The sequence below is a fragment of the Streptomyces sp. NPDC000134 genome (assembly GCF_042899225.1).
GTDB lineage: Bacteria > Actinomycetota > Actinomycetes > Streptomycetales > Streptomycetaceae > Streptomyces.
This window is the reverse complement of record NZ_JBIAZN010000001.1, coordinates 367138-385230: the sequence shown is the minus strand read 5'-3', so window position 1 is coordinate 385230 and position 18093 is coordinate 367138. Positions and strand designations below refer to the sequence as shown.

The following is an 18093-nucleotide window of genomic DNA, read 5'->3' as shown; positions in this document are numbered from 1 at the left end:
TCCGCTACCGCACGGCCACCGCCCGGATGATCCGCTGGGTCACCGAACCGCCCCGGTCGTCCCGCGCCGAGGCCCGCAGCGAGAGGTGGTCCGCGCCGCGCGGCACGTCGAGCGTGCCCCGCCAGGACGCGCCCGCACCGGTCAGCCGCACCGGCTTCCAGGTCTTCCCGGCGTCGTAGGAGACGTCGAGCTTCCCGCCGCCGAGGGTGCCGGTGCCCGGCGCCCCCGCCACGTACCGGGCGCCGAGCCCGACCGTCAGCTTCCGGCCGCCGCGCACCCGGCCCGCGAGGTCGGTGTCGACGTCGAAGGAGAGGTTGATCAGCGGCAGATACGTCCAGCGGTCGCCGGGGGTGGCCGCCGAGCGGAACGTCCACTCGGCGCGGGCCGTGGACCCGAGCGCCCAGCGGGCGGGGTCCTGCGCGGTCTCGGTGACCAGCCGGTAGGTGTGCGCGCCGGCGGGCGCGCCGTCCACGTACGCGGTGGAGTCCGCCGAGGAGGCGACCGGCTCGCCGTCCAGGTGGACGGCCGTGCTCTGGCGCAGCCCGCTGTCCTCGCCGTACACGTCGCCGAACCCGGTGTGGTCCGGGCCCGAGTCGCCCCAGCCGGGCGCGTTGAACCGCATCCGGTCGCCCATCCGCTGCTGTCCCCAGCCCAGCCCGGTGCCCAGCCAGGGGTGCCAGACGGGTTTGAACCAGTCCAGGCGGGAGCGGGTGCCGCCGGTGTAGCGGACCAGCCCGCCGCGCTGCTCCAGCGCGCTGTCGGCGGTGGTGACGGACTCGTGCCACAGTTGGCCCGGCCCGGTGGAGACGTACTCGGTGCGCTCGGCGGGGAAGCCGATCCGCTCCGCGAAGCCGAGGCCGAGGGTGAAGGTGTCGGTCAGCGAGTACCGGAACCCGCCGCCGGCCATCGCCCCGTCCGCGTGGTACGCCGTGTCGAGGACCGCCAGGTGGCGCTTGCCGGGCCGGTAGGTGAGGTCCCGGTCGGGGACCGCGCCGGGGTGCCCCTCGGACAGGTCGTAGGTGTACGGGGTGTCGCGGGTGCCGGTCATGTCGACCCGGCCGGCCGCGCGCAGCCGGGCCGCGTCGGCGGCGGAGAGGGTGGCGATGGTCAGCGGCCGGTCGGCGTTGTCGTCGGTGCCCCACCACGCCAGCAGCCTGCCGGGGCGGTCGTCGGTGACGAACAGCGCCTTCGCGCCCGCGTCCTGCGCGGCTCGGGCGAGGGCGGCCGGTTCGGTGCCCTCGGTGAGCCGGGCGAGGACCGCCTTGCCGCGCACCCCGGTGAACGGCCCGGTGCCGACGTCGGCCAGCGGCAGCCTCGTACGGCCCTCGGCCAGGGTGCCGCCCGACTGCGCGACGGCCTCCCGGACGCCCTCGACCTCAAGCACCGGCTTGCCCAGTCTCCACACGGTCCGGTACTCGAAGGTGCCTTCGGTGACCTTGCCGGTCGGGGCGGCGAAGACGCTGTCGTAGGTGAGCGGGACCTGCACGGCGTCGAACAGGTCGCTGCCGCCGCCGGAGCGGTCGTACTCCATGATGAGCTGGCGGGTCTCGGTGCGCCGGTCCACGTCGGCGGCGATCTCGCGCAGCTTCCGGCCGTCGAGGGTGACCTCGCGGTCCCGGTCCAGGACCACCTCGGGCGCGGCGAGGAAGCCGAGGCCGAGCGAGTCGGCGCCGTGGCCGCCGCGCACGTCGAGGAACGAGGTCAGGCTGTACGTCCCCGGCGCCAGGCGCAGTTCCAGGGTGCCGGAGTCGCCGACGTGCGCGGGGACCGGGTCGGTGCCCCCGGTGAGCCGCTGCACGAGGAGGTCGGCGGGCGTGGCGCCGCCGTCCCGGTCCTTGACGCGGACCGTGAGGGTGTACCGCTCGTCCTCCTTGACCAGTCCGAACGCGGTGTGCGCGAGGGTCGTGCCGTCGGCGCCGGCGGCCACGATCCGCCCGCTGGTCCGCCCCACCGGTGCCTGTCCGGCGTCGCCGGTGACGGTGGTGGCGGCGGTGCCGTGGGCGGGCACGGTGAGGGTGGTGTCGGCGAGGGTGACGACGCCCTCGGGGGCGCCCTCCACGGACAGTTTCACCTCGGTGTCCGCGTCGGAGGAGTTGACGTAGGTGACCGTGCGGGTGACGGGCCGGTCCTGGTCGTAGGGCCAGGCGTGGAAGCCGAGGTCCGCGCTGCCGGTGGCGGTCAGCTCCGCGCCGATCGCGCCGGGCACGCTGACCCGGCCCGCGCCCAGCTCGTAGGCGGAGGCGTCCAGTTGCTTCGACGTGGACATCAGCGCGTCCTTCAGGCGGGCGCCGGTCCAGTCGGGGTGCTCCTCGGCGAGCAGCGCGGCCACCCCGGCGACATGCGGCGTCGCCATCGACGTACCGTCCATCGCGGTGTACGCGCCGCTGCCCTCGGTGAGGGTGGAGCGGGCGGCGAGGATGCCGACGCCGGGGGCGGACAGGTCGGGCTTGAGCGCGTTGTCGCCGTGGCGGGGTCCGGCGCTGGTGAACCAGGCGGCCCGGTCGGCGGAGTCGACGGCGCCGACGGTCAGGGCCGCGTCGGCGGCGCCCGGCGAGCCGATGGAGGAGGGCGAGCCGGTGTTCCCGGCGGCGATCACGAAGAGGGCGCCGGTCTCGGCGGACAGGGCGTCCACCGCACGGGCCATCGGGTCGGTGCCGTCGCTCGGTTCGGGGGAGCCCAGGCTCATCGAGACGATGTCGGCGCGCACTTCCCGGGCGGCCCACTCCATCCCGGCGATGATCTGCGACTCGCTGCCCGAGCCCTGGTCGCTGAGGACCTTGCCGACCGCGAGGGTCGCGCCCGGCGCCACGCCCCGCTCCCTGCCGCCGGAGGCGGCGCCGCTGCCGCCGACCGTGGAGGTGACGTGCGTGCCGTGCCCGTGGCGGTCGGCGACCTCCTCGCCCTCGATGAAGCTGCGGGACCGCGCGATCCGCCCGGCCAGGTCGGGGTGGCCGGCGTCGACCCCGCTGTCCAGGACGGCGACGGTGACGCCCTTGCCGGTCAGCCCGGCGTCCCACGCCTCGGGGGTGCCGATCTGGGCGTTGGACTCGGCCATCGCGGCGGTCACCCGCCCGTCCAGCCACACCCCGTCGATGCCGCCCGGCCGGGTGAACTCACGCCACAGGCCGCGCCCCTTGTCCGCCTCGACGGCCGCCCCGCGCACGCTGGGCAGCGTCCGGGTCCGCTCGGCGCCCCGGGGCGTGGTGACCGGCGCCCCCTCGTCGTACGTGACGATGAGCGGCAGCTCACCGGAGTCGGCGTCGGCGAGCCGCTGGGCCAGCAGTCCGTCCACGTCGAACAGCCGCCGGTCCAGCCGGCCGGCCCGGAGGTAGGGCAGCGCCTCGTCGGGGACCACAGTGATCCGGCCATTCACCGCCCGGGTGCGGACGGCACCGGTGGCGCCCCCGGGCCGCTCGACGGCGACGGTCCGCCGCCCGCCGCCGAGGTCGGTGACGGTCACCCGGTCGCCGGTGACCAGGGTGACGGTACGGGCGGCCGGAGCGGCGGCCGGGGTGCCGGCCGGGGTCTGGGACGCCTGTTGTGCGGGGGCCGGTCCGGCCGGCAGCAGGGCGATCACCACGCCGGCCGACAGCAGAGCCGTCCAGCGTCTGGGAGTTGAGCTGCTCATCCACGCCTCTCTTCGTAGAGTGCTGCGAAGAGTCTCAGGGGCCTTGTGTCACAGGGGTGTTGACGGGAAGCGGCGGGTTGCCGCCCTGGCGTGTTTCCGCCAGCGACACGGCCGGGCGGCGGACCGGGCCGGGACACCGGCGAGCACGGTCCGTCACAATGGGGGCCGGTTACGTGAAGAGGTCCCGGTGCACGGGAGCGGAACACGGGGGGCGGCGGGTTCGTGGACGGACTGGTGGAGTTCGAGACCGAGGACGGCGCCCGGGTGGTGGTCGAGGCCGTCGACGAGGAGACCGGCGCCAGACTGGTCTCGCGCGGCGACGGCCCGGCCCAGGCGGCCCGCACCTTCGAGAACGCCCTGGAGGGCGTCCGCGCGGCGGCCGACTCCGCGCTGCGGGTCTTCCGGTCCGGCGTGCTGCGGCCGGACGCCGTGGAGCTGGAGTTCGGGGTGCGGCTGAGCGCGGAGGCCGGGGCGGTCATCGCCAAGGGTTCGGCGGAAGGGCATCTGGTGGTGAGACTCACCTGGTCACCGTCGGCGACCGACGGGGAGGACGCCGGACGGCCATGAACGGTGCTGCGTGGCATGCCAGGATCGCGTGCGGCAAGGAGGTCGGCGCCGGATTCCTCGTCTCCGCGCGCAAGCTGCTGACCTGCGCCCACGTCGTCAGGTACAGCGGCAGCGAGCCGGTCACCGTGACCTTCCCGGGCCGCGGCGACCTCGGCGCGCTGCCCGCGGCGGTGGCCGTCCGGGGCGAGTGGCGGGAAGGCGTCACCGACCGCGGCGACCTGGCCGTACTCGAACTGGACCGCGATGTCCCCCTCGCCCCGGCCGTGTTCGCCCCGCCCGGCGCCGAACGCGGCACCCCCGCGCCCGAGCTGGTCGCCTACGGTTTCCCGCGCGGCTACGACGAGGGGATGCTCGCCTCCTACCGGGCCCTGCCCGGACCGCTGATCTCCGACGAGTGGGTGCAGTTGGAGGCGCTCACCGCGCACGGGCAGCCCCTCGCCGCCGGGTTCAGCGGCGCGGCCGTCACCCTCGGCGACGGCACCGTCGTCGGCATGGTCGTCGCGGTCGCGGGCGCCCGGGACGTCCGCGTCGGCCGGATGCTGCCCGTCGAGGTGATGGCCCGGCACTGGCCCGGACTCGGCGAGCTGGTGCCCACGCCCGGCCACCGCGCGGACGCCCTGCGCCGCCTGTACGCGCTGGTGCGGCAGGCCGAGGACGCCCGTCTCGCCTGCGACCCCGACCGGCTGTACGCCGCCGCCATGGACCCCTTCGACCCGCGCCCGGAGCGGTCCTTCGCGTCGCTGTGGGCCGCCGCCGCGTACGTGCAGTGGGAGGTGCCCGACCCGGGGGCCGTGGCCCGGTTCGCCGACCGGCTCCAGGCGCTGCTGCACGACCCGCCGCCGCCCCCCTCCGCCTGGTCGCCCATCGTGGTGGAGATCGGGCACAGCGGGGCCGGCGCCGACCAGGTCACGGTCGAGGTCTCCGCCTACCGGGACGGCCTGCGCCGCCCGGTCGGCGCCCGCCGGCTGCCGCGCACGGCCGTCCGCTCGTACGTGCAGGAACGCATCGACGAGGCGTTCACCCAGCTCGACCCCGGCGCCGAGGAACTGCTCACCTTCGTACTGCCGCGCGAGTGGCTGAACGAACCGGTGGCGCACTGGCCGTGCAGCGCCGACGACCCGACGCCGCTGGGCTGCGCCTATCCGCTGGTCGTCACCGACCGGTCCCGGCACCGCAGCGGGCGGCTGCGCCACCAGTTGCGCAAGAAGTGGCGCAAGCTGGACGGCAGCCCCGGGGCGCCGCCGCACCGGGTGGACTGCGGCACCCGGGAGCGTCCGCCGAGCCTGCGCAAGAAGCTGCGGGAGGACGTGGAACTGGCCGGGTTCGCCGCCCCGCCGCCGACGGCCGGGGAGCACTTCGAGGTCGGGCTGAACGTGCCGGTGCCGGTGCTGGTGTGGCCGCGCGACGGCTGCCCGGGGGACGGTCACGGCGGGCCCTGCTCCGGGACCGCGTTCCTGGACCGCTTCACCGAGTCCGTGGTCGGCGTGCCGCCCGCCGAACTGCCGTCGCTGGTGCGGGAGCTGCGGGAGACGGCGGACGCCGACGAGGACCCCGCCGGCCACTGGGCCCACCAGGTGCAGCTCCTGTGGGACGACCCCCGCTGCTTCCCCGAACCGCCCGCCGCCCTCCACTCACCGGTGGGCTGACCGGGCCGCCGCCCCCGCCCCCGCCGCCGCCGTACGCCCCCGAGTCCCGGAGTGAAGTCCCATGGCCCTGTGGCCCGTCTACACCGGTGCGGCCCAGCCGCACGACGGTATCGCCGAGCTGCCCCCGCCGCCGCCCTGGCGGGCCTTCGACGGGCACCCGGTGCTGGACCCGCCGGACGACGCCGACGACGCCTCGGCCGGCTCCCCCGACCGCACCCACCGCGCCGCGACCTACCAGGCCACCGAGCAGACCGTGCAGTTGGTCAACGCGGCGCTGTACCTGCGCCGCCCGCTGCTGGTCACCGGCCCGCCCGGCACCGGCAAGTCCTCGCTGGTCTACGCGGTCGCCCGGGAACTGCGCCTCGGGCCGGTCCTGCGCTGGAACATCACCAGCCGCAGCACCCTGCACGACGGCCTCTACCAGTACGACCCGCTGTCCCGGCTGTACGCGGCCCGGCAGGCGGCGACCGGGCAGGGGAACCCGGCGCAGGCGTCCGACGGCATCGAGAACCATCTGCGCCTGGGCCCCCTCGGCACCGCCCTCCTCCCCTACGCCCGCCCCCGCGCCCTGCTCATCGACGAGATCGACAAGGGCGACCTCGACCTCCCCAACGACCTGCTGAACGTTCTGGAGGAGGGCCAGTACGAGATCCCCGAACTGGTCCGCGCGTCCCGGGACACCCCGGACGGCCGGGCCGAGGTGATGATCGACGGCTCCGACCGCCGGGTGCCGGTCGCCCGCGGCCGGGTCCGCTGCCGGGCCTTCCCCTTCGTGGTGCTGACCAGCAACGGGGAGCGCGAGTTCCCGCCCGCCTTCCTGCGCCGCTGCGTCACCCTGCGCCTCCGGCAGCCCGACGACCGGCACCTCACCGACATCGTCCGCGCGCACCTGGGCGAGCCCGACGCCTACGCCGAACACCTGATCGGCCGGTTCCTGTCCCGGGCCGGCAGCGGCGAGCTGGCCACCGACCAGCTCCTGAACGCCATCTACCTGGCCCGCGCCTCCGGGCTGAGCGCCGACTCCCTCGACGAACTGGCGGAGCGGCTGATGCCGTATCTGAGCCAGGCCCGGCAACCCCATGCCTTCTGACCGGCCCGGCTCCCCCGAGCCCCTCGCCCGCCTGGCCGACGTGCTCGCGCGGGCGGCCTCGGGCACCCGCCCCACCCCGCTGGAGCTGGCCGAACTGCTGTGGCTGGCCCGGCACATGACCCCGGCGTCCGACCCTCAGGAGCCCGCGCCCCCCGGCCGGCCGCCCGCGCCGGAGCCGCCCCGCGCCCCCGGGGAACCGGCCTCCGGGCCCCCGGCCGGGCCCCCCGGCCCGGCCCCGGCCCCGCCCGCGCCGCCGGCCCCGTCCCCGCCGCCGGCCCCGCCCGCGCCGCCCCGGCCCGCCGACCGCTCCCCCCTGCACCTGCCCGCCCCCGACCCCACCGAGACCACCGCCGCCCGCCCGCACGCCTCCGTCCTCGCCCCGGCGCCCCCGATGCTCCGGCACCCGCTGGACCTCCAGCGCGCCCTGCGCCCGCTCAAACGCCACGCCGACTCCCCCGTCGGCCGGGAACTGGACGAGCGCGCCACCGCCGACCGCATCGCCCGCCTCGGCCTGGACCCCCGCTGGTGGCTGCCGGTGCTGCGCCCGGCCCGCGAACGCTGGCTGCGCCTGCGCCTGGTGCACGACACCGGCCCGACGATGCCGGTCTGGCGGCCCCTGATCCGGGAACTGCACACCGCGCTGGCCCAGTCCGGCGTCTTCCGCACCGTCACCGCGCACCGCGCGGACCCCGACGGCACGGTGCGCGGCGAGGCCGCCCACGCCCCCGCCGACGGGCGGACCGTCACCCTGCTGGTCAGCGACTGCATGGGCGCCCAGTGGCGGCCCGGCCCGGCCGGCGGCCGCTGGTACCGCACCCTGCGCCGGTGGGCGCACCGGATGCCGCTGGCCCTGGTCCAGCCGCTCCCCGAGCACCTGTGGCGGGACACCGCCCTGCCCGCCGCCCCCGGAAGGTTCACCGCCCCGCACCCGGCCGCCCCGACGTCCGCCCTCGTCTTCACGCCGTACGACACCGGCACCCCGGCGGCAGGCCACGGCGGTGCCGTGCCGCTGCCGGTGCTGGAGGCGGGCCCCGACTGGCTGGCGAACTGGGCGTCCCTGGTGGCCGACCCCGGCGGCACCCCGTATCCGGGCGCGGCGGCCCTGCTGCACTCCCGGCCGGTCTCCCCGGACACCGCAGACCGTGCGGACCTCACCGCGCTGTCCGCCGAGGAGCTGGTGCTGCGGTTCCGCGCCACCGCCTCCCCGGAGGCGTTCCGGCTGGCCGGGCATCTCGCGCTGGGCCGGCCCGACCTGCCGGTGATGCGGCTGGTGCAGGCCGCCGTGGAACCCGACCCGCGCCCGGCGCACCTGGCCGAGGTGATCCTCAGCGGCATGCTGGCCCGCGCCGCCGGGCCGCCCGGCTCGTACGCCTTCCGGCCCGGCGTGCGGGAGCTGCTGCTGCGCGGCCTGCCCCGCAGCGCCCGGGACCGCACCAGCGAGCTGCTGCGCCGCACCGGCGGGCTGATCGACGAGCGGGCCGGGCGGACGCCCGGGGAGTTCCGGGCGTTCGTGCCCGCCCGGCACGGCAGCGAGACGGCGGTGGCCGGCGGGCCGTTCGCGGAGATCAGCCCGCGCAGCGCCCGGCAGTTGTCGGTGACGGAACGCGTCCCCTCCCCCGTGCCGCCGGGGCTGGGCACCCGCTACCGGCCGGCCCGCCGCCTGGACGCCAACGGGCGGCTCTGGCTGGCCGAGGACGTGCGGGCCCGGCGCACGGTCGCCCTGAAGCTGCACCGCACCCTCGCCGACCCCGCCGGGCGGGCGGCGTTCCTGCGGGACGCCGGGCTGCTGCGCGACCTCGGCCACCCGGGCACCGTCACCGTGCACGACTTCGGCATCGAGGACGACGTGCCGTACGTGGTGATGGAACACGTCGACGGCATCACCCTGCACTCCCTGGCCGCCTCCGCCGGGCACAGGCTGCCGCCGCCGCTGACCGTGTCCGTCGGCGCCCAGTTGGCCCGCGCGCTCACGGCCGTCCACGGGGCGGGCCTGACCCACGGCGCGCTGGAGATGGCCCGGGTGATACTGCTGCCGGACGGCACGGTGAAGCTCACCCTCTTCGAACCCGGCCGGACCTCGGGCCCGGCGGGCCGCTCCGACGACCTGCGGGCGCTGGGCGAGGCGCTGGTCCGGCTGGCCTCGGGCACCTCGCACCCGGCCGCGCCCATCGACTCCCGGCACCTGCGCCACCTCCCGCCCGCGCTGCGCGGCCCGTACGGGCACGCCCTGGACCTGCTGCGCTCCCGCTCCCACTGGACGCAGACCCGGGGCCTGGAGCTGCTGCTCGACCCCCAGTTGGCGACCCTGGCCCGCGAGGCGTACCGGCGGCGCACGTACCGGGTCCTGGGCCCGCTGCGGGTCGAGACACCCGACGGACCGGCCGCCCTGGACCCGCGGACCGCCGCGATGCTCGCCATGCTGCTGTTCAACCACGGCCGCACGGTCACCCTCGACGAACTGCGCTGGGGCCTGTGGCACGCGGGCGAGGAACCGCCCGGCGCCCGGACCGAGCTGCACCGGATGGCGGCCGGGCTGCGCGAGGTGCTCGGCCCCGGGGCGCTGGCGACGCTCTCCCACGGCCTCGCCCTGCACACCAGCGCGGACTACGTCGACGTCGTGCACTGCGAGGACCTGGTGCGCCGGGCGGACGCGGCGAGCCGCGCCGGCGGCCACCTGGCCGCCCGCGGGCACCTCACCCGGGCCCTGGCGCTCTGGCACGGCGACCAGCCGCTGCCCGGCGTCCCCGGCTCGGCCGCCCGCACCGCCCGGGGCCGCCTGCTCCAGCTCCGCCTCGCCCTGTACCGCAAGCGGGCGGAGACCGACCTGTCGCTGGGCGCCCACGAGCGGGCCGCCGCCGACCTCGCCCGGCTGGTGCGCGCCCATCCGTCCCGGGAGGACCTGCGCCGGCTGTACCTGATCGCGCTGCGCCGCCAGGGCCGTATCGAGGAGGCCCTCGACGTGTACGAGGAGTACGAGCTGTCCGGCGGCCGGGACCCGGACCTGTACGTCCTCGGCCAGGAACTGCGCGAGGAACGCGCCGGGCCGGTGGAGGAGGTGGAGCGGCGGGCCTACGAGCCGCCGCCCGACCACCGCACGCCGTACGACCCGGCCACCGGGCTCGACGAACCGGACGACGAGCCCGCCGGGGAGCCGGCCGGGCAGCCCGCGCGGTCCGCCGGGGAGCGGACGGCGGCCGATCTGATCGCCCGCTCCCGCTGTGTGCTGCTCGGCTTCGACGACGTGCTGGCACGGCTGTACCGGCCGGGCACGGAACGCGAGGTGCTGCTGGACGTCATGCGGCTGCTCGCCGAGGACCGCGACCCCGGGGAGGCGCTGACCGGCGCCGCGCCGCTGCCCCGCGTGGACCCCGTGCCCGGCGAGGGGTACGCCGCCACGCTCGACCTGGTCCGCGCGTTCGCCGGGCACCGGCTGGCCGGCGCGGTACGGCTGCGCCTGGACCGGCACGAGGAGCGGGCCGCCCGCACCGCGCGGCCCACCCCGCTCGCCCACCGGCTGATCCGGGCGCTGCACACCCGGCAGGTGCCGCTCGCCGTGGTCACCGACCGGGCGGAGGCCCCGGTGGAGACGTATCTGCGGCGCCGCGGGCTGCTGGAGTGCCTGCCCGGCGGCGTGCACGGCCGCACCGCCGACCTGCGACGGCTGATGCCCGACCCGGACGTGCTGCACCGGGCCCTGGAGCAGCTCGGCGCGGACGCCGGCGAGTGCGTGCTGGTCGGGTCCTCCGTCGCCGAGCAGGCCGCCGCCCGCGCCGTCGGGCTGCCGTTCATCGGCTGCCGGCGCGGCGAGCCCGGCCGCGGGGAGCTGGCAGCCGCCGACCCGGGCGCCGTCCTCGTACCGGATCTGCGGCCGCTGCTGACCGCGGCCATGAACCGCTGACCGCGCCCCGGGAAGCGGACCGCCCGTTCGGCGGCACCCCGCCCGGCCCCCTCCGGCGGGCGCCCGGCCGCCGCCGCCCGCACGATGCGAGGGAGGCCGGCCGACCGCCGGTCCCACGGTCCGCGCTCTCGGGAGGATCTGCCATGACCGCCAGTCTGGAGCAGTTGCGCCGCTGCCACTTCGCCGTCGACCTGGGCGCGGCTCGGACGCGGGTGTACGTCAAGGGCGCCGGCCTCGTCGTCGACCAGCCGTCCGCCGCCGCCGTCAACACCCGCACCGGCGCGCTGATCGCGGTCGGTGAGTTCGCGGAGCGGATGACCGGCCGCACCCCCGACTACATCCGGGTCGTCCGGCCCGTCTCCGGCGGCACGATCGTCGACATCGAGATGGCCCAGCGGATGCTGCGGCACCTCCTGGGCGACAAGATCCGCCGCGCGCTGCGCCGCAAGCCCCGGCTGCGGGCGGCGGTCTGCACCCCGCACGACGCCGACCCGCTGGCACAGCGCGCGGCGATCGAGACGCTGGTCGGGCTCGGCGCCCGGCGGGTGGAACTCGTCGACACCCTCATCGCCGCCGCCGTCGGCTGCGGACTGCCCGTGGAGCAGCCCGAGGCGACCATGATCATGGTGTGCGGGGCGCACGCCACCCAGGTCGCCGTGCTCTCCCTCGGCTCGATCGTCACCGCCGCCCGCATCCCGGTGGGCGGCGAGGCGGTCGACCACGCGATCGTCCAGCACCTGCGCCACCAGCACGAACTGGTCCTGCCCAGCCAGTCCGTACGGCCCCTGCAACTGGCCCTGTCCGGCAACGGGCTCACCGCGCAGGGCCCCGCCTCCACCGAGATCCACGGCCGGGACGTGGCCACCGGCCTGGCCCGCAGCGTCCAGGTCGACACCGCCGCCGTGCGCAACGCCATCCAGACACCGCTGACGGCCGTCCTCGACGGCATCGGCAAGGTGCTGCGGGACTGCCCGCCGGACCTGGTCGCCGACCTCGCCGACCGGGGCATCATGATGGTCGGCGGCAGCGCCCTGCTGCCGGGCTTCGACCAGATGCTCCGCCAGGCCACCGGGATGCCGGTGCACATCGCCGAACGCCCCGACATCTGCGCCGTGCAGGGCCTGGGCACCATGCTGGAGGGCAAGGTCGAACCGCTGGTGCTGAACCCCACCGCCGACTGAACCGACCGCCCGGTGCAGTCCGCCGCCCGCCTCACCCGGCTCCTCGAAGCCGTCCTCGACGTCGGTGCCGGCCTCGATCCGCGCACCACCCTGGAACGCCTCGTGGCCGGTGCCGCCGAGCTGACCGGCGCCGCGCACGCCTGCCTGGCGGCACCCCCGGACGCCCCCGAGGACCTCACCGGCATCCGCGCCGGCCGCGCGCCGGACCCCGGCGCCCACCCGGCGCACCCGCTGCGGGTGCCGGTCCGGGCCGGGGACGAGGAGGTCGGCGAGCTGTGCCTGGCCGACCGGTCCGACGGCCGCCCGTACACCGCCGAGGACGAGCAGGTGCTGCGGGTGCTGGCCGCGCAGGCCGGCCTCGCGATCGGCAACGCCCGGCTGTACGGGACGGCCCGGCAGCGCGCCCGCTGGCTGAAAGGGGCGGCGGCCGTCACCACCGCCCTGCTCACCGGCCGCACCGACGACGCCCTGACGACGGTCGCCGAACGGGCCCGGCTGCTGGCCGGCGCCTCGGCCGGCGTGATCCTCCAGCCGACCGCCGAGGGCGGTATGGAGATCGTCACCGCCTCCGCGCCGGACGACCCGGACGGCATCGTGGGCGCCGTCATCGCCCCGGGCAGCCCGGTCCTGGAGCAGCTTCTGGGCGGCGAGCCGGTGTTCGTCGCCGACTCGGCGACCGACCCCCGCATGACCACCCGGGTACGGCACCGGTTCGGCCCCAGCATGATGCTGCCGCTCCAGGCGCAGGGCCGGCTGATCGGCACCCTCGCGCTGCCCCGCCGCCGCGGCGACCGCCCGTACACCGCGGTGGAGAGGCTGCTGGCCACCCAGTTCGCCTCGCAGGCCGCGCTCGCGCTGGTCCTCGCCGACGCCCGCCGGGGCCGGGCCCGCCTCGCGGTCTACGAGGACCGCGACCGCATCGCCCGCGACCTGCACGACCTGGTGGTGCAGCGGCTGTTCGCCACCGGCATGACCCTGGAGTCGACCCTGCGCCGGCCGGGCGCCGACGACGTCCGTGACCTCCTCGGCCGGGCGGTGGAGGAACTGCGCTCCACCGTCCAGGAGGTCCGTACGGCGATCTTCGCGCTCCAGCAGCCCCCGGCCGATCCGCCGGCCGGTCCGCGCGGCAGGGTGCTGCGGGAGACGGCGACGGCCGCCGCGCTGCTCGGCTTCGCGCCGGCCACCCGGTTCACGGGGGCCGTCGACAGCGTCGTCTCCGACGAGGTGCTGGAGCCGCTGCTCACCGCGCTGCGCCGGGCCCTGGCCGCGGTGGTGCGGCGGCGGGAGGAGGTCACCAGGGTGGAGGTGAGCGTGGACGCGACCGGGGACGCGGTGCGGCTCACCGTCCGGGACGACGGCGGCACGGGCACCACCGTCCGGTGGGAGTCACGGCTGTGACGCGCCGGGACTGCCGGGCCGTCGGGCGGGAGTCACCGGCTGCGTGGTCCGGAGCCGCCCGGTGAGAGTCACCGGCTGCGTGGCCCCGGAGCTGCCGGACCCGCCCGGCGGGCCGCTCGCCGCTCACACGGCGAACCAGCACCGGACCGTCGTGCCGTCCGGGCCGGTGTGCAACCGGACCAGGTCGGCGACCAGGTTGACCAGCAGCAGGCCGCGTCCGCCGCGCTGTTCGCGGGCGGCGGGCCGGCGTCCGGCCAGCGGGTCGGCGAGCCGCCCGCCGTCGCGCACCTCGCACACCACGTACCCGTCCTCGGCCCACACCCGCAGCTCGCCGGTGCCGCCGCCGTGCACGACGCTGTTGGTGACCAGTTCGGCCGTCGCCAGCGCCAGGTCGTCCAGCTTGACGCCGGTCAGGCCGTGCCGGGCGCCCTCGCCGGTGGCCAGGTGCCGGGCCTGGGAGAGCGAACCGGACGTGAAGGCGAGGACCAGCCCGTCCGGCGCGGGCGGCAGCGGCTCGTTGTAGCGGTCGACGACGCCGGTCCAGTCGTAGGCGGGGCTGTCCCGCAGGTCAGCGGTGCCGGCCGGGATGACGACGGGGTGGGTGGCGTGGGCGTCGGCGAGGACCCGCTCGTCCAGGCGTACGGCGTCGTACGGGCACAGGATCGTCACCGCGCGGCCCTGGAAGGCGGCGTTGATCAGCGCCTCGTGCTGGGCGCAGGCCGGGTACTCGGCGGCGCTGCGGCCGGCCCAGATCGGCTCGCCGATGATCCGGACCCGCTTCCCGGCGGGCTGGGCGTCGGCGAAGGCGCGCAGCACCCCGGGGATGATCCGGCCGGGGTTGCGTCCGGCCTCCCGCATGTCCATCAGGCGCACGGCGTCGGCGTCGGTGCCGAGCGCGTCGCGGAGCAGCGCCAGCTTCTCGCCGGGGACCGCGACGGCCACGGGTTCGCCGGCCGTCAGGCCCTCGTGGATGAAGGGGACGGTGCCGGACAGGTACTCGTCGTCGTCGCGGTAGAACAGCGCGGGGTGGACGAAGGGCTCGGCGGTCTCGCCGGGCTCCAGGATCTCGTGGGGCGGTTCGGCCACGGCACTCATGACATCGACACCTCGATCGCCGTCAGATCGGGCCAGAACAGCTCCAGCACCCTCTGCAGGGTAGGCGGCGGACGGTGCAGGACGAGCCGCCGGCCCTCCGGGAGGCGCCGGGCGGCGTCCGCGAGCGCGCCGACTCCGGCGACATCGACGAACGTCACCTCGGACAACTCCAGGTCGAACACGTCCTCACCCTCATGTACCGCCTCTTCCAGGGCCTGCCGCCATGTCTCGTGCGTCGTCAGCCCGATCTCCCCGGCCGCCCGCACGCCGCCGCGTCCGGGCAGCGGTGTCACCGTCAGCCGTGGCGCCGCGTCGACGCCCGCGGACGACACCTGGCCCTGAGTGCCCACCCTCGACTCCCATACTCGTGGACGAGTCGTCCCTACCCCGCGTTGTCCGGGGCACTCACAGTACCTGGGTGTACTCGACCGGTCGGCGGGCAGGCGCATTGTCGACACTGACGGAGCGTGCCGCGGCCCGGTCCGGCGGTCACGGGGGGCAGAGCGACGTCGTGGAGTCCGTCAGGACCGACGAGGACCGAGAAGGCGGTGACATGACCTCAGCGGTACCGGCTCGTCTGACGGGCAGGCCGACCCCCCTGGTCATCGAGTGTCATCTGGAGGCGGGGCGTGCGCTGATCGTCCCGCACGGAGAGCTGGTGCACGGGTGCACGGTCGTCCTGGCCGAGACGCTGGCCGGGCTGCCGGCCGGGATCGGGCGCATCGACCTGGACATGGCGCGGGTGGAGTTCATGGACGCGGCGGGACTGCACTTCCTGGACCTGCTCAGCGGCCACGGCCACCGGCAGTCGGTGCCGGTGACGGCGGTGAACTGGAACCGCCAGCCGCGCCGGGTCCTGGAGCTGGCCGGCCTGGACCCCGAGGACCCGCTGCACACGCCGCCGCCGCGGATGCCCGCCCCGCGTTCGGAGCGGGTGCACGTCCTGGAGGAGGAGGTGGAGCAGTTGCGGCAGGCCATCGCCTCCCGGCCGGTGATCGACCAGGCCCGGGGCGTCCTCATGGCCCTGCACGCCGTCACCCCGGACGAGGCGTGGCACATCCTGCGGGAGACCTCCCAGTTGTCCAACACCAAGCTCCGTTCGGTCGCCGAGGCGCTCACCGCCAGCGCGGGCCTGGGCGGCCCGCCCCCGCCGCCCGGGGTCCGCGCGGCCCTGCGGACGGCCCTGGCCCGGCGCGGCCGGGCGTGATGCCTGCGGTGCGACGGGGTACCCGGGGGGCGGACCACCCCGCACCACCAGGAAAGGCGGCACGATGACCGAGCAGACACCGTCCCAGGCCGAGGGCGACCGCGACGACGAGCGCGAGGCCCCGACCCCGCGGCAGACGACCCCGTCCCAGGCGGAGGGCGACCGCGACGACGAGCCCACCGAGGACACCACGAACGACTGACGAAGGGTCCCGACGCCCCCGGACGCCGCACCGGGGCAGTCCCCGGGCGCACCCACGGCCCCGGGTGAGCGGGCGCCTCCTGTGCTGATTCCGCCGCGCCGTACTGACGCCCGCACCGGAGGCCCTCTCCCCGCACCGGACCCAGGCACGGCGATCACACCGGAGCCGGGAGTCTGCCGGGGGGCGGATGGCTATCGGTCAGGTGTTCGACACGCGGCAGGCGGGGTGCCGGCCGCCGGTCACTTGGCGAGGAACGCGAGGAGGGCGTCGGTGACCTCCTGGGCGTGGGTCCACAGCAGGCCGTGGGGGGCGCCGTCGACGACGACGTAGTCGGCCTGCGGGAGTGCCTGGTGGAAGAGTTCGCCGGTGGCCTCGATAGGCAGGATGCGGTCGGCGGTGCCGTGCAGGATGAGTGCCGGTACGTCGATCTTGAGCAGGTCGGCACGGAAGTCGGTGGACCAGGTGGCCACGCAGGCCAGGGAGGCGTACGAGGAGGCCCCGGCGGCGACGTTCCAACTGTTGCGGACGGCCTCCTCGCTGATCCGGGTGCCGAGGTTCTCGTCGAGGTTGTAGAAGTTCTCGTAGAACTCGGTGAAGTAGGCGTAGCGGTCGGCGGTGACGGCGCCTTCGATGTCCTCGAAGATGGTGCCGTCGACGCCGCCGGGGTTGTCATCGGTCTTCAGGAGGAAGGGTTCGAGGGAGGCGAGGAAGGCGGCCTTGGCGATCCGGGCGGAGCCGTAGGTGCCCAGGTAGCGGCCGACCTCGCCGGTGCCCATGGAGAACCCCACCAGAACGACGTCGTCGAGGTCGAGGGTCTCCAGGACCACGTTCAGGTCGGCGGCGAAGGTGTCGTAGTCGTAGCCGGTGGTGGGCTGGCTGGAGCGGCCGAAACCGCGCCGGTCGTACGTGATCACCCGGTAGCCGGCCGACAGGAGTGCGGCGGACTGCTTCTCCCAGGAGTGGCCGTCGAGGGGGTAGCCGTGGATCAGCACGACCGGCTGTCCCGTGCCGTGGTCCTCGTAGTACAGGTCGATGCTGGTGGAGTTTTCCTGGTCGACGGTGATGAACGCCATGGTGGTCCCTGCTTTCCGGTGTGAATGCGTCTGATGGTGAGGTGCGCGATCGGGAGCGGTTGTGCGGGTGCGGTGAGGTGCGTCGGGCGACAGGGCGGGGCCGGCGGTCATCGGACCGTGCGGGCGGCCTGCTCGACGACGCGGGTGACGGCTTCGGGGCGGGACACGGATACGGCGTGGGACGCGTCGATCGTCGTCGTGCGGGCCTTGGCGCGGGCCGACATGAAGCGCTGGGCGGCCACGGGGATGTTGCGGTCCTCCGTGGTGACCAGCGACCAGGAGGGGATCGTCTTCCAGGCGGCCCGGGTGGACTTCTCCTCCAGAGCGGCGGCGGCGATCGGGCGCTGTCCCGCGGCCATGAGCCCGGCCTTGTCCTTCGGCACATCCGCGGCGAACTGGCTGCGGAACTTCTCCTGCTGGATGTACACGTCCGCGCCTTGACCGCCCTCGGGCAGGGAGTAGTTGACGGACTCCACGGCCTGGCCGAGGGTGCTGCCGGGGAACTTGTTCGTCAGGCCGATCGAGCTCTCACCCGTGTCGGGCAGGAACGCCGCGATGTAGACCAGCGCCTTCACCTTGTCCTCAAGGCCCGCGGCGGCCTGGCTGATGACCGTGCCGCCGTAGGAGTGACCGACCAGGACCACGGGCCCGTCGATGTGGCCGAGGACGCTGCGCAGGTAGGCGGCGTCGGTCGCCGGACCGCGCAGCGGGTTGGCGGCGGACACCACCGGGTAGCCCGCACGCTGCAGTCGGGCGACGACACCGTCCCAGCTCGCGGCGTCGGCGAACGCCCCGTGCTCCAGCACGATCGTCGGGCGTACGGGGTGGTCGGGTGCCGCGCCGGCCGCGGTGGGCAGAGTGACGGCCCCGACGGACAGGCCTACGGCCGCGGTGACACCGAGCAGCGCGGATCTGCGGCTCGGACGGGCCAGGCGGGTGATGCGCATGAGTGGAATTCCTCTTGGTTGTTTGTCGGTCCTCGATGGACCGTGCGGGCTGAGCGGACCGGTGCGTCCGAGGAGCGGGGCCCCGAGTCACCTCACCGGTGACTGAGTTCGCGTACGTCCGCGCGTGCTGAGTGACCGGCACGGATCGGACTGCTGGTGGC

13 protein-coding genes are annotated in these 18093 nt (G+C 75.9%); 8 read left to right on the top strand and 5 right to left on the bottom strand.

Features of this window, described 5'->3' with window-relative positions:
• Window positions 1-4: 4 nt before the first annotated feature.
• Window positions 5-3628: a S8 family serine peptidase gene (locus tag ACFY32_RS01660; protein WP_390673153.1), complete on the bottom strand. Its 3624-nt coding sequence runs from the start codon at window positions 3626-3628 to the stop codon at window positions 5-7.
• 222 nt (window positions 3629-3850) lie between these two features.
• Between ACFY32_RS01660 and ACFY32_RS01655 the strand changes: the two genes are divergently transcribed.
• The 6 genes from ACFY32_RS01655 (at window position 3851) to ACFY32_RS01630 (ending at window position 13408) form a co-directional block, all read left to right on the top strand.
• Window positions 3851-4195, top strand: coding sequence for a CU044_2847 family protein (locus ACFY32_RS01655; protein WP_390673152.1), 345 nt, complete (start codon window positions 3851-3853; stop codon window positions 4193-4195).
• Entirely contained in the window at window positions 4192-5841 is a 1650-nt protein-coding gene (locus ACFY32_RS01650; RefSeq protein ID WP_390673151.1) for a trypsin-like peptidase domain-containing protein, read from the top strand. The genes ACFY32_RS01655 and ACFY32_RS01650 overlap by 4 nt, the downstream gene beginning before the upstream one ends.
• 61 nt (window positions 5842-5902) lie before the next feature.
• On the top strand, window positions 5903-6931 hold the full coding sequence (locus ACFY32_RS01645; RefSeq protein WP_390673150.1) for an AAA family ATPase: 1029 nt from the start codon (window positions 5903-5905) through the stop codon (window positions 6929-6931).
• Window positions 6921-10829, top strand: coding sequence for an SAV_2336 N-terminal domain-related protein (locus ACFY32_RS01640; protein WP_390673149.1), 3909 nt, complete (start codon window positions 6921-6923; stop codon window positions 10827-10829). The genes ACFY32_RS01645 and ACFY32_RS01640 overlap by 11 nt, the downstream gene beginning before the upstream one ends.
• Window positions 10830-10972: 143 nt before the next feature.
• Window positions 10973-12010 (top strand): rod shape-determining protein, encoded by a 1038-nt coding sequence (locus tag ACFY32_RS01635; protein WP_359191435.1) that lies wholly within the window; start codon window positions 10973-10975, stop codon window positions 12008-12010.
• A gap of 12 nt (window positions 12011-12022) precedes the next feature.
• A complete protein-coding gene (locus tag ACFY32_RS01630) occupies window positions 12023-13408 on the top strand; it encodes a GAF domain-containing protein (protein ID WP_390673148.1) in 1386 nt (461 codons plus the stop codon).
• Window positions 13409-13531: 123 nt separating this feature from the next.
• Here ACFY32_RS01630 and ACFY32_RS01625 read toward each other — a convergent pair whose 3' ends face one another.
• Both ACFY32_RS01625 and ACFY32_RS01620 read right to left on the bottom strand, forming a co-directional pair.
• Window positions 13532-14503, bottom strand: coding sequence for an anti-sigma factor RsbA family regulatory protein (locus tag ACFY32_RS01625; RefSeq protein WP_359191441.1), 972 nt, complete (start codon window positions 14501-14503; stop codon window positions 13532-13534).
• A complete protein-coding gene (locus tag ACFY32_RS01620) occupies window positions 14500-14853 on the bottom strand; it encodes an STAS domain-containing protein (protein ID WP_359191444.1) in 354 nt (117 codons plus the stop codon). The genes ACFY32_RS01625 and ACFY32_RS01620 overlap by 4 nt, the downstream gene beginning before the upstream one ends.
• 203 nt (window positions 14854-15056) lie before the next feature.
• On the opposite strand from ACFY32_RS01620, the gene ACFY32_RS01615 reads away from it, so the two are divergent.
• Both ACFY32_RS01615 and ACFY32_RS01610 read left to right on the top strand, forming a co-directional pair.
• Window positions 15057-15710: an ANTAR domain-containing protein gene (locus tag ACFY32_RS01615; RefSeq protein ID WP_359191448.1), complete on the top strand. Its 654-nt coding sequence runs from the start codon at window positions 15057-15059 to the stop codon at window positions 15708-15710.
• Between the two features lie 64 nt (window positions 15711-15774).
• On the top strand, window positions 15775-15912 hold the full coding sequence (locus ACFY32_RS01610) for a hypothetical protein (RefSeq protein WP_359191451.1): 138 nt from the start codon (window positions 15775-15777) through the stop codon (window positions 15910-15912).
• A gap of 239 nt (window positions 15913-16151) precedes the next feature.
• Here ACFY32_RS01610 and ACFY32_RS01605 read toward each other — a convergent pair whose 3' ends face one another.
• Together ACFY32_RS01605 and ACFY32_RS01600 are read right to left on the bottom strand one after the other, a co-directional pair.
• Entirely contained in the window at window positions 16152-16985 is an 834-nt protein-coding gene (locus ACFY32_RS01605) for an alpha/beta hydrolase (RefSeq protein ID WP_359191454.1), read from the bottom strand.
• A 107-nt stretch (window positions 16986-17092) separates the two neighbouring features.
• Window positions 17093-17932 (bottom strand): alpha/beta hydrolase, encoded by an 840-nt coding sequence (locus ACFY32_RS01600; protein WP_359191457.1) that lies wholly within the window; start codon window positions 17930-17932, stop codon window positions 17093-17095.
• Between the last annotated feature and the right edge of the window lie 161 nt (window positions 17933-18093).

Excerpts from the sequence above, each read along its gene's own strand:
- ACFY32_RS01660 (WP_390673153.1), bottom strand. The coding sequence starts at position 3,628 with ATGAGCAGCTCAACTCCCAGACGCTGGACGGCTCTGCTGTCGGCCGGC.
- ACFY32_RS01650 (WP_390673151.1), top strand. The coding sequence starts at position 4,192 with ATGAACGGTGCTGCGTGGCATGCCAGGATCGCGTGCGGCAAGGAGGTC.
- ACFY32_RS01645 (WP_390673150.1), top strand. The coding sequence starts at position 5,903 with ATGGCCCTGTGGCCCGTCTACACCGGTGCGGCCCAGCCGCACGACGGT.
- ACFY32_RS01640 (WP_390673149.1), top strand. The coding sequence starts at position 6,921 with ATGCCTTCTGACCGGCCCGGCTCCCCCGAGCCCCTCGCCCGCCTGGCC.
- ACFY32_RS01635 (WP_359191435.1), top strand. The coding sequence starts at position 10,973 with ATGACCGCCAGTCTGGAGCAGTTGCGCCGCTGCCACTTCGCCGTCGAC.
- ACFY32_RS01625 (WP_359191441.1), bottom strand. The coding sequence starts at position 14,503 with ATGAGTGCCGTGGCCGAACCGCCCCACGAGATCCTGGAGCCCGGCGAG.
- ACFY32_RS01615 (WP_359191448.1), top strand. The coding sequence starts at position 15,057 with ATGACCTCAGCGGTACCGGCTCGTCTGACGGGCAGGCCGACCCCCCTG.
- ACFY32_RS01610 (WP_359191451.1), top strand. The coding sequence starts at position 15,775 with ATGACCGAGCAGACACCGTCCCAGGCCGAGGGCGACCGCGACGACGAG.
- ACFY32_RS01605 (WP_359191454.1), bottom strand. The coding sequence starts at position 16,985 with ATGGCGTTCATCACCGTCGACCAGGAAAACTCCACCAGCATCGACCTG.
- ACFY32_RS01600 (WP_359191457.1), bottom strand. The coding sequence starts at position 17,932 with ATGCGCATCACCCGCCTGGCCCGTCCGAGCCGCAGATCCGCGCTGCTC.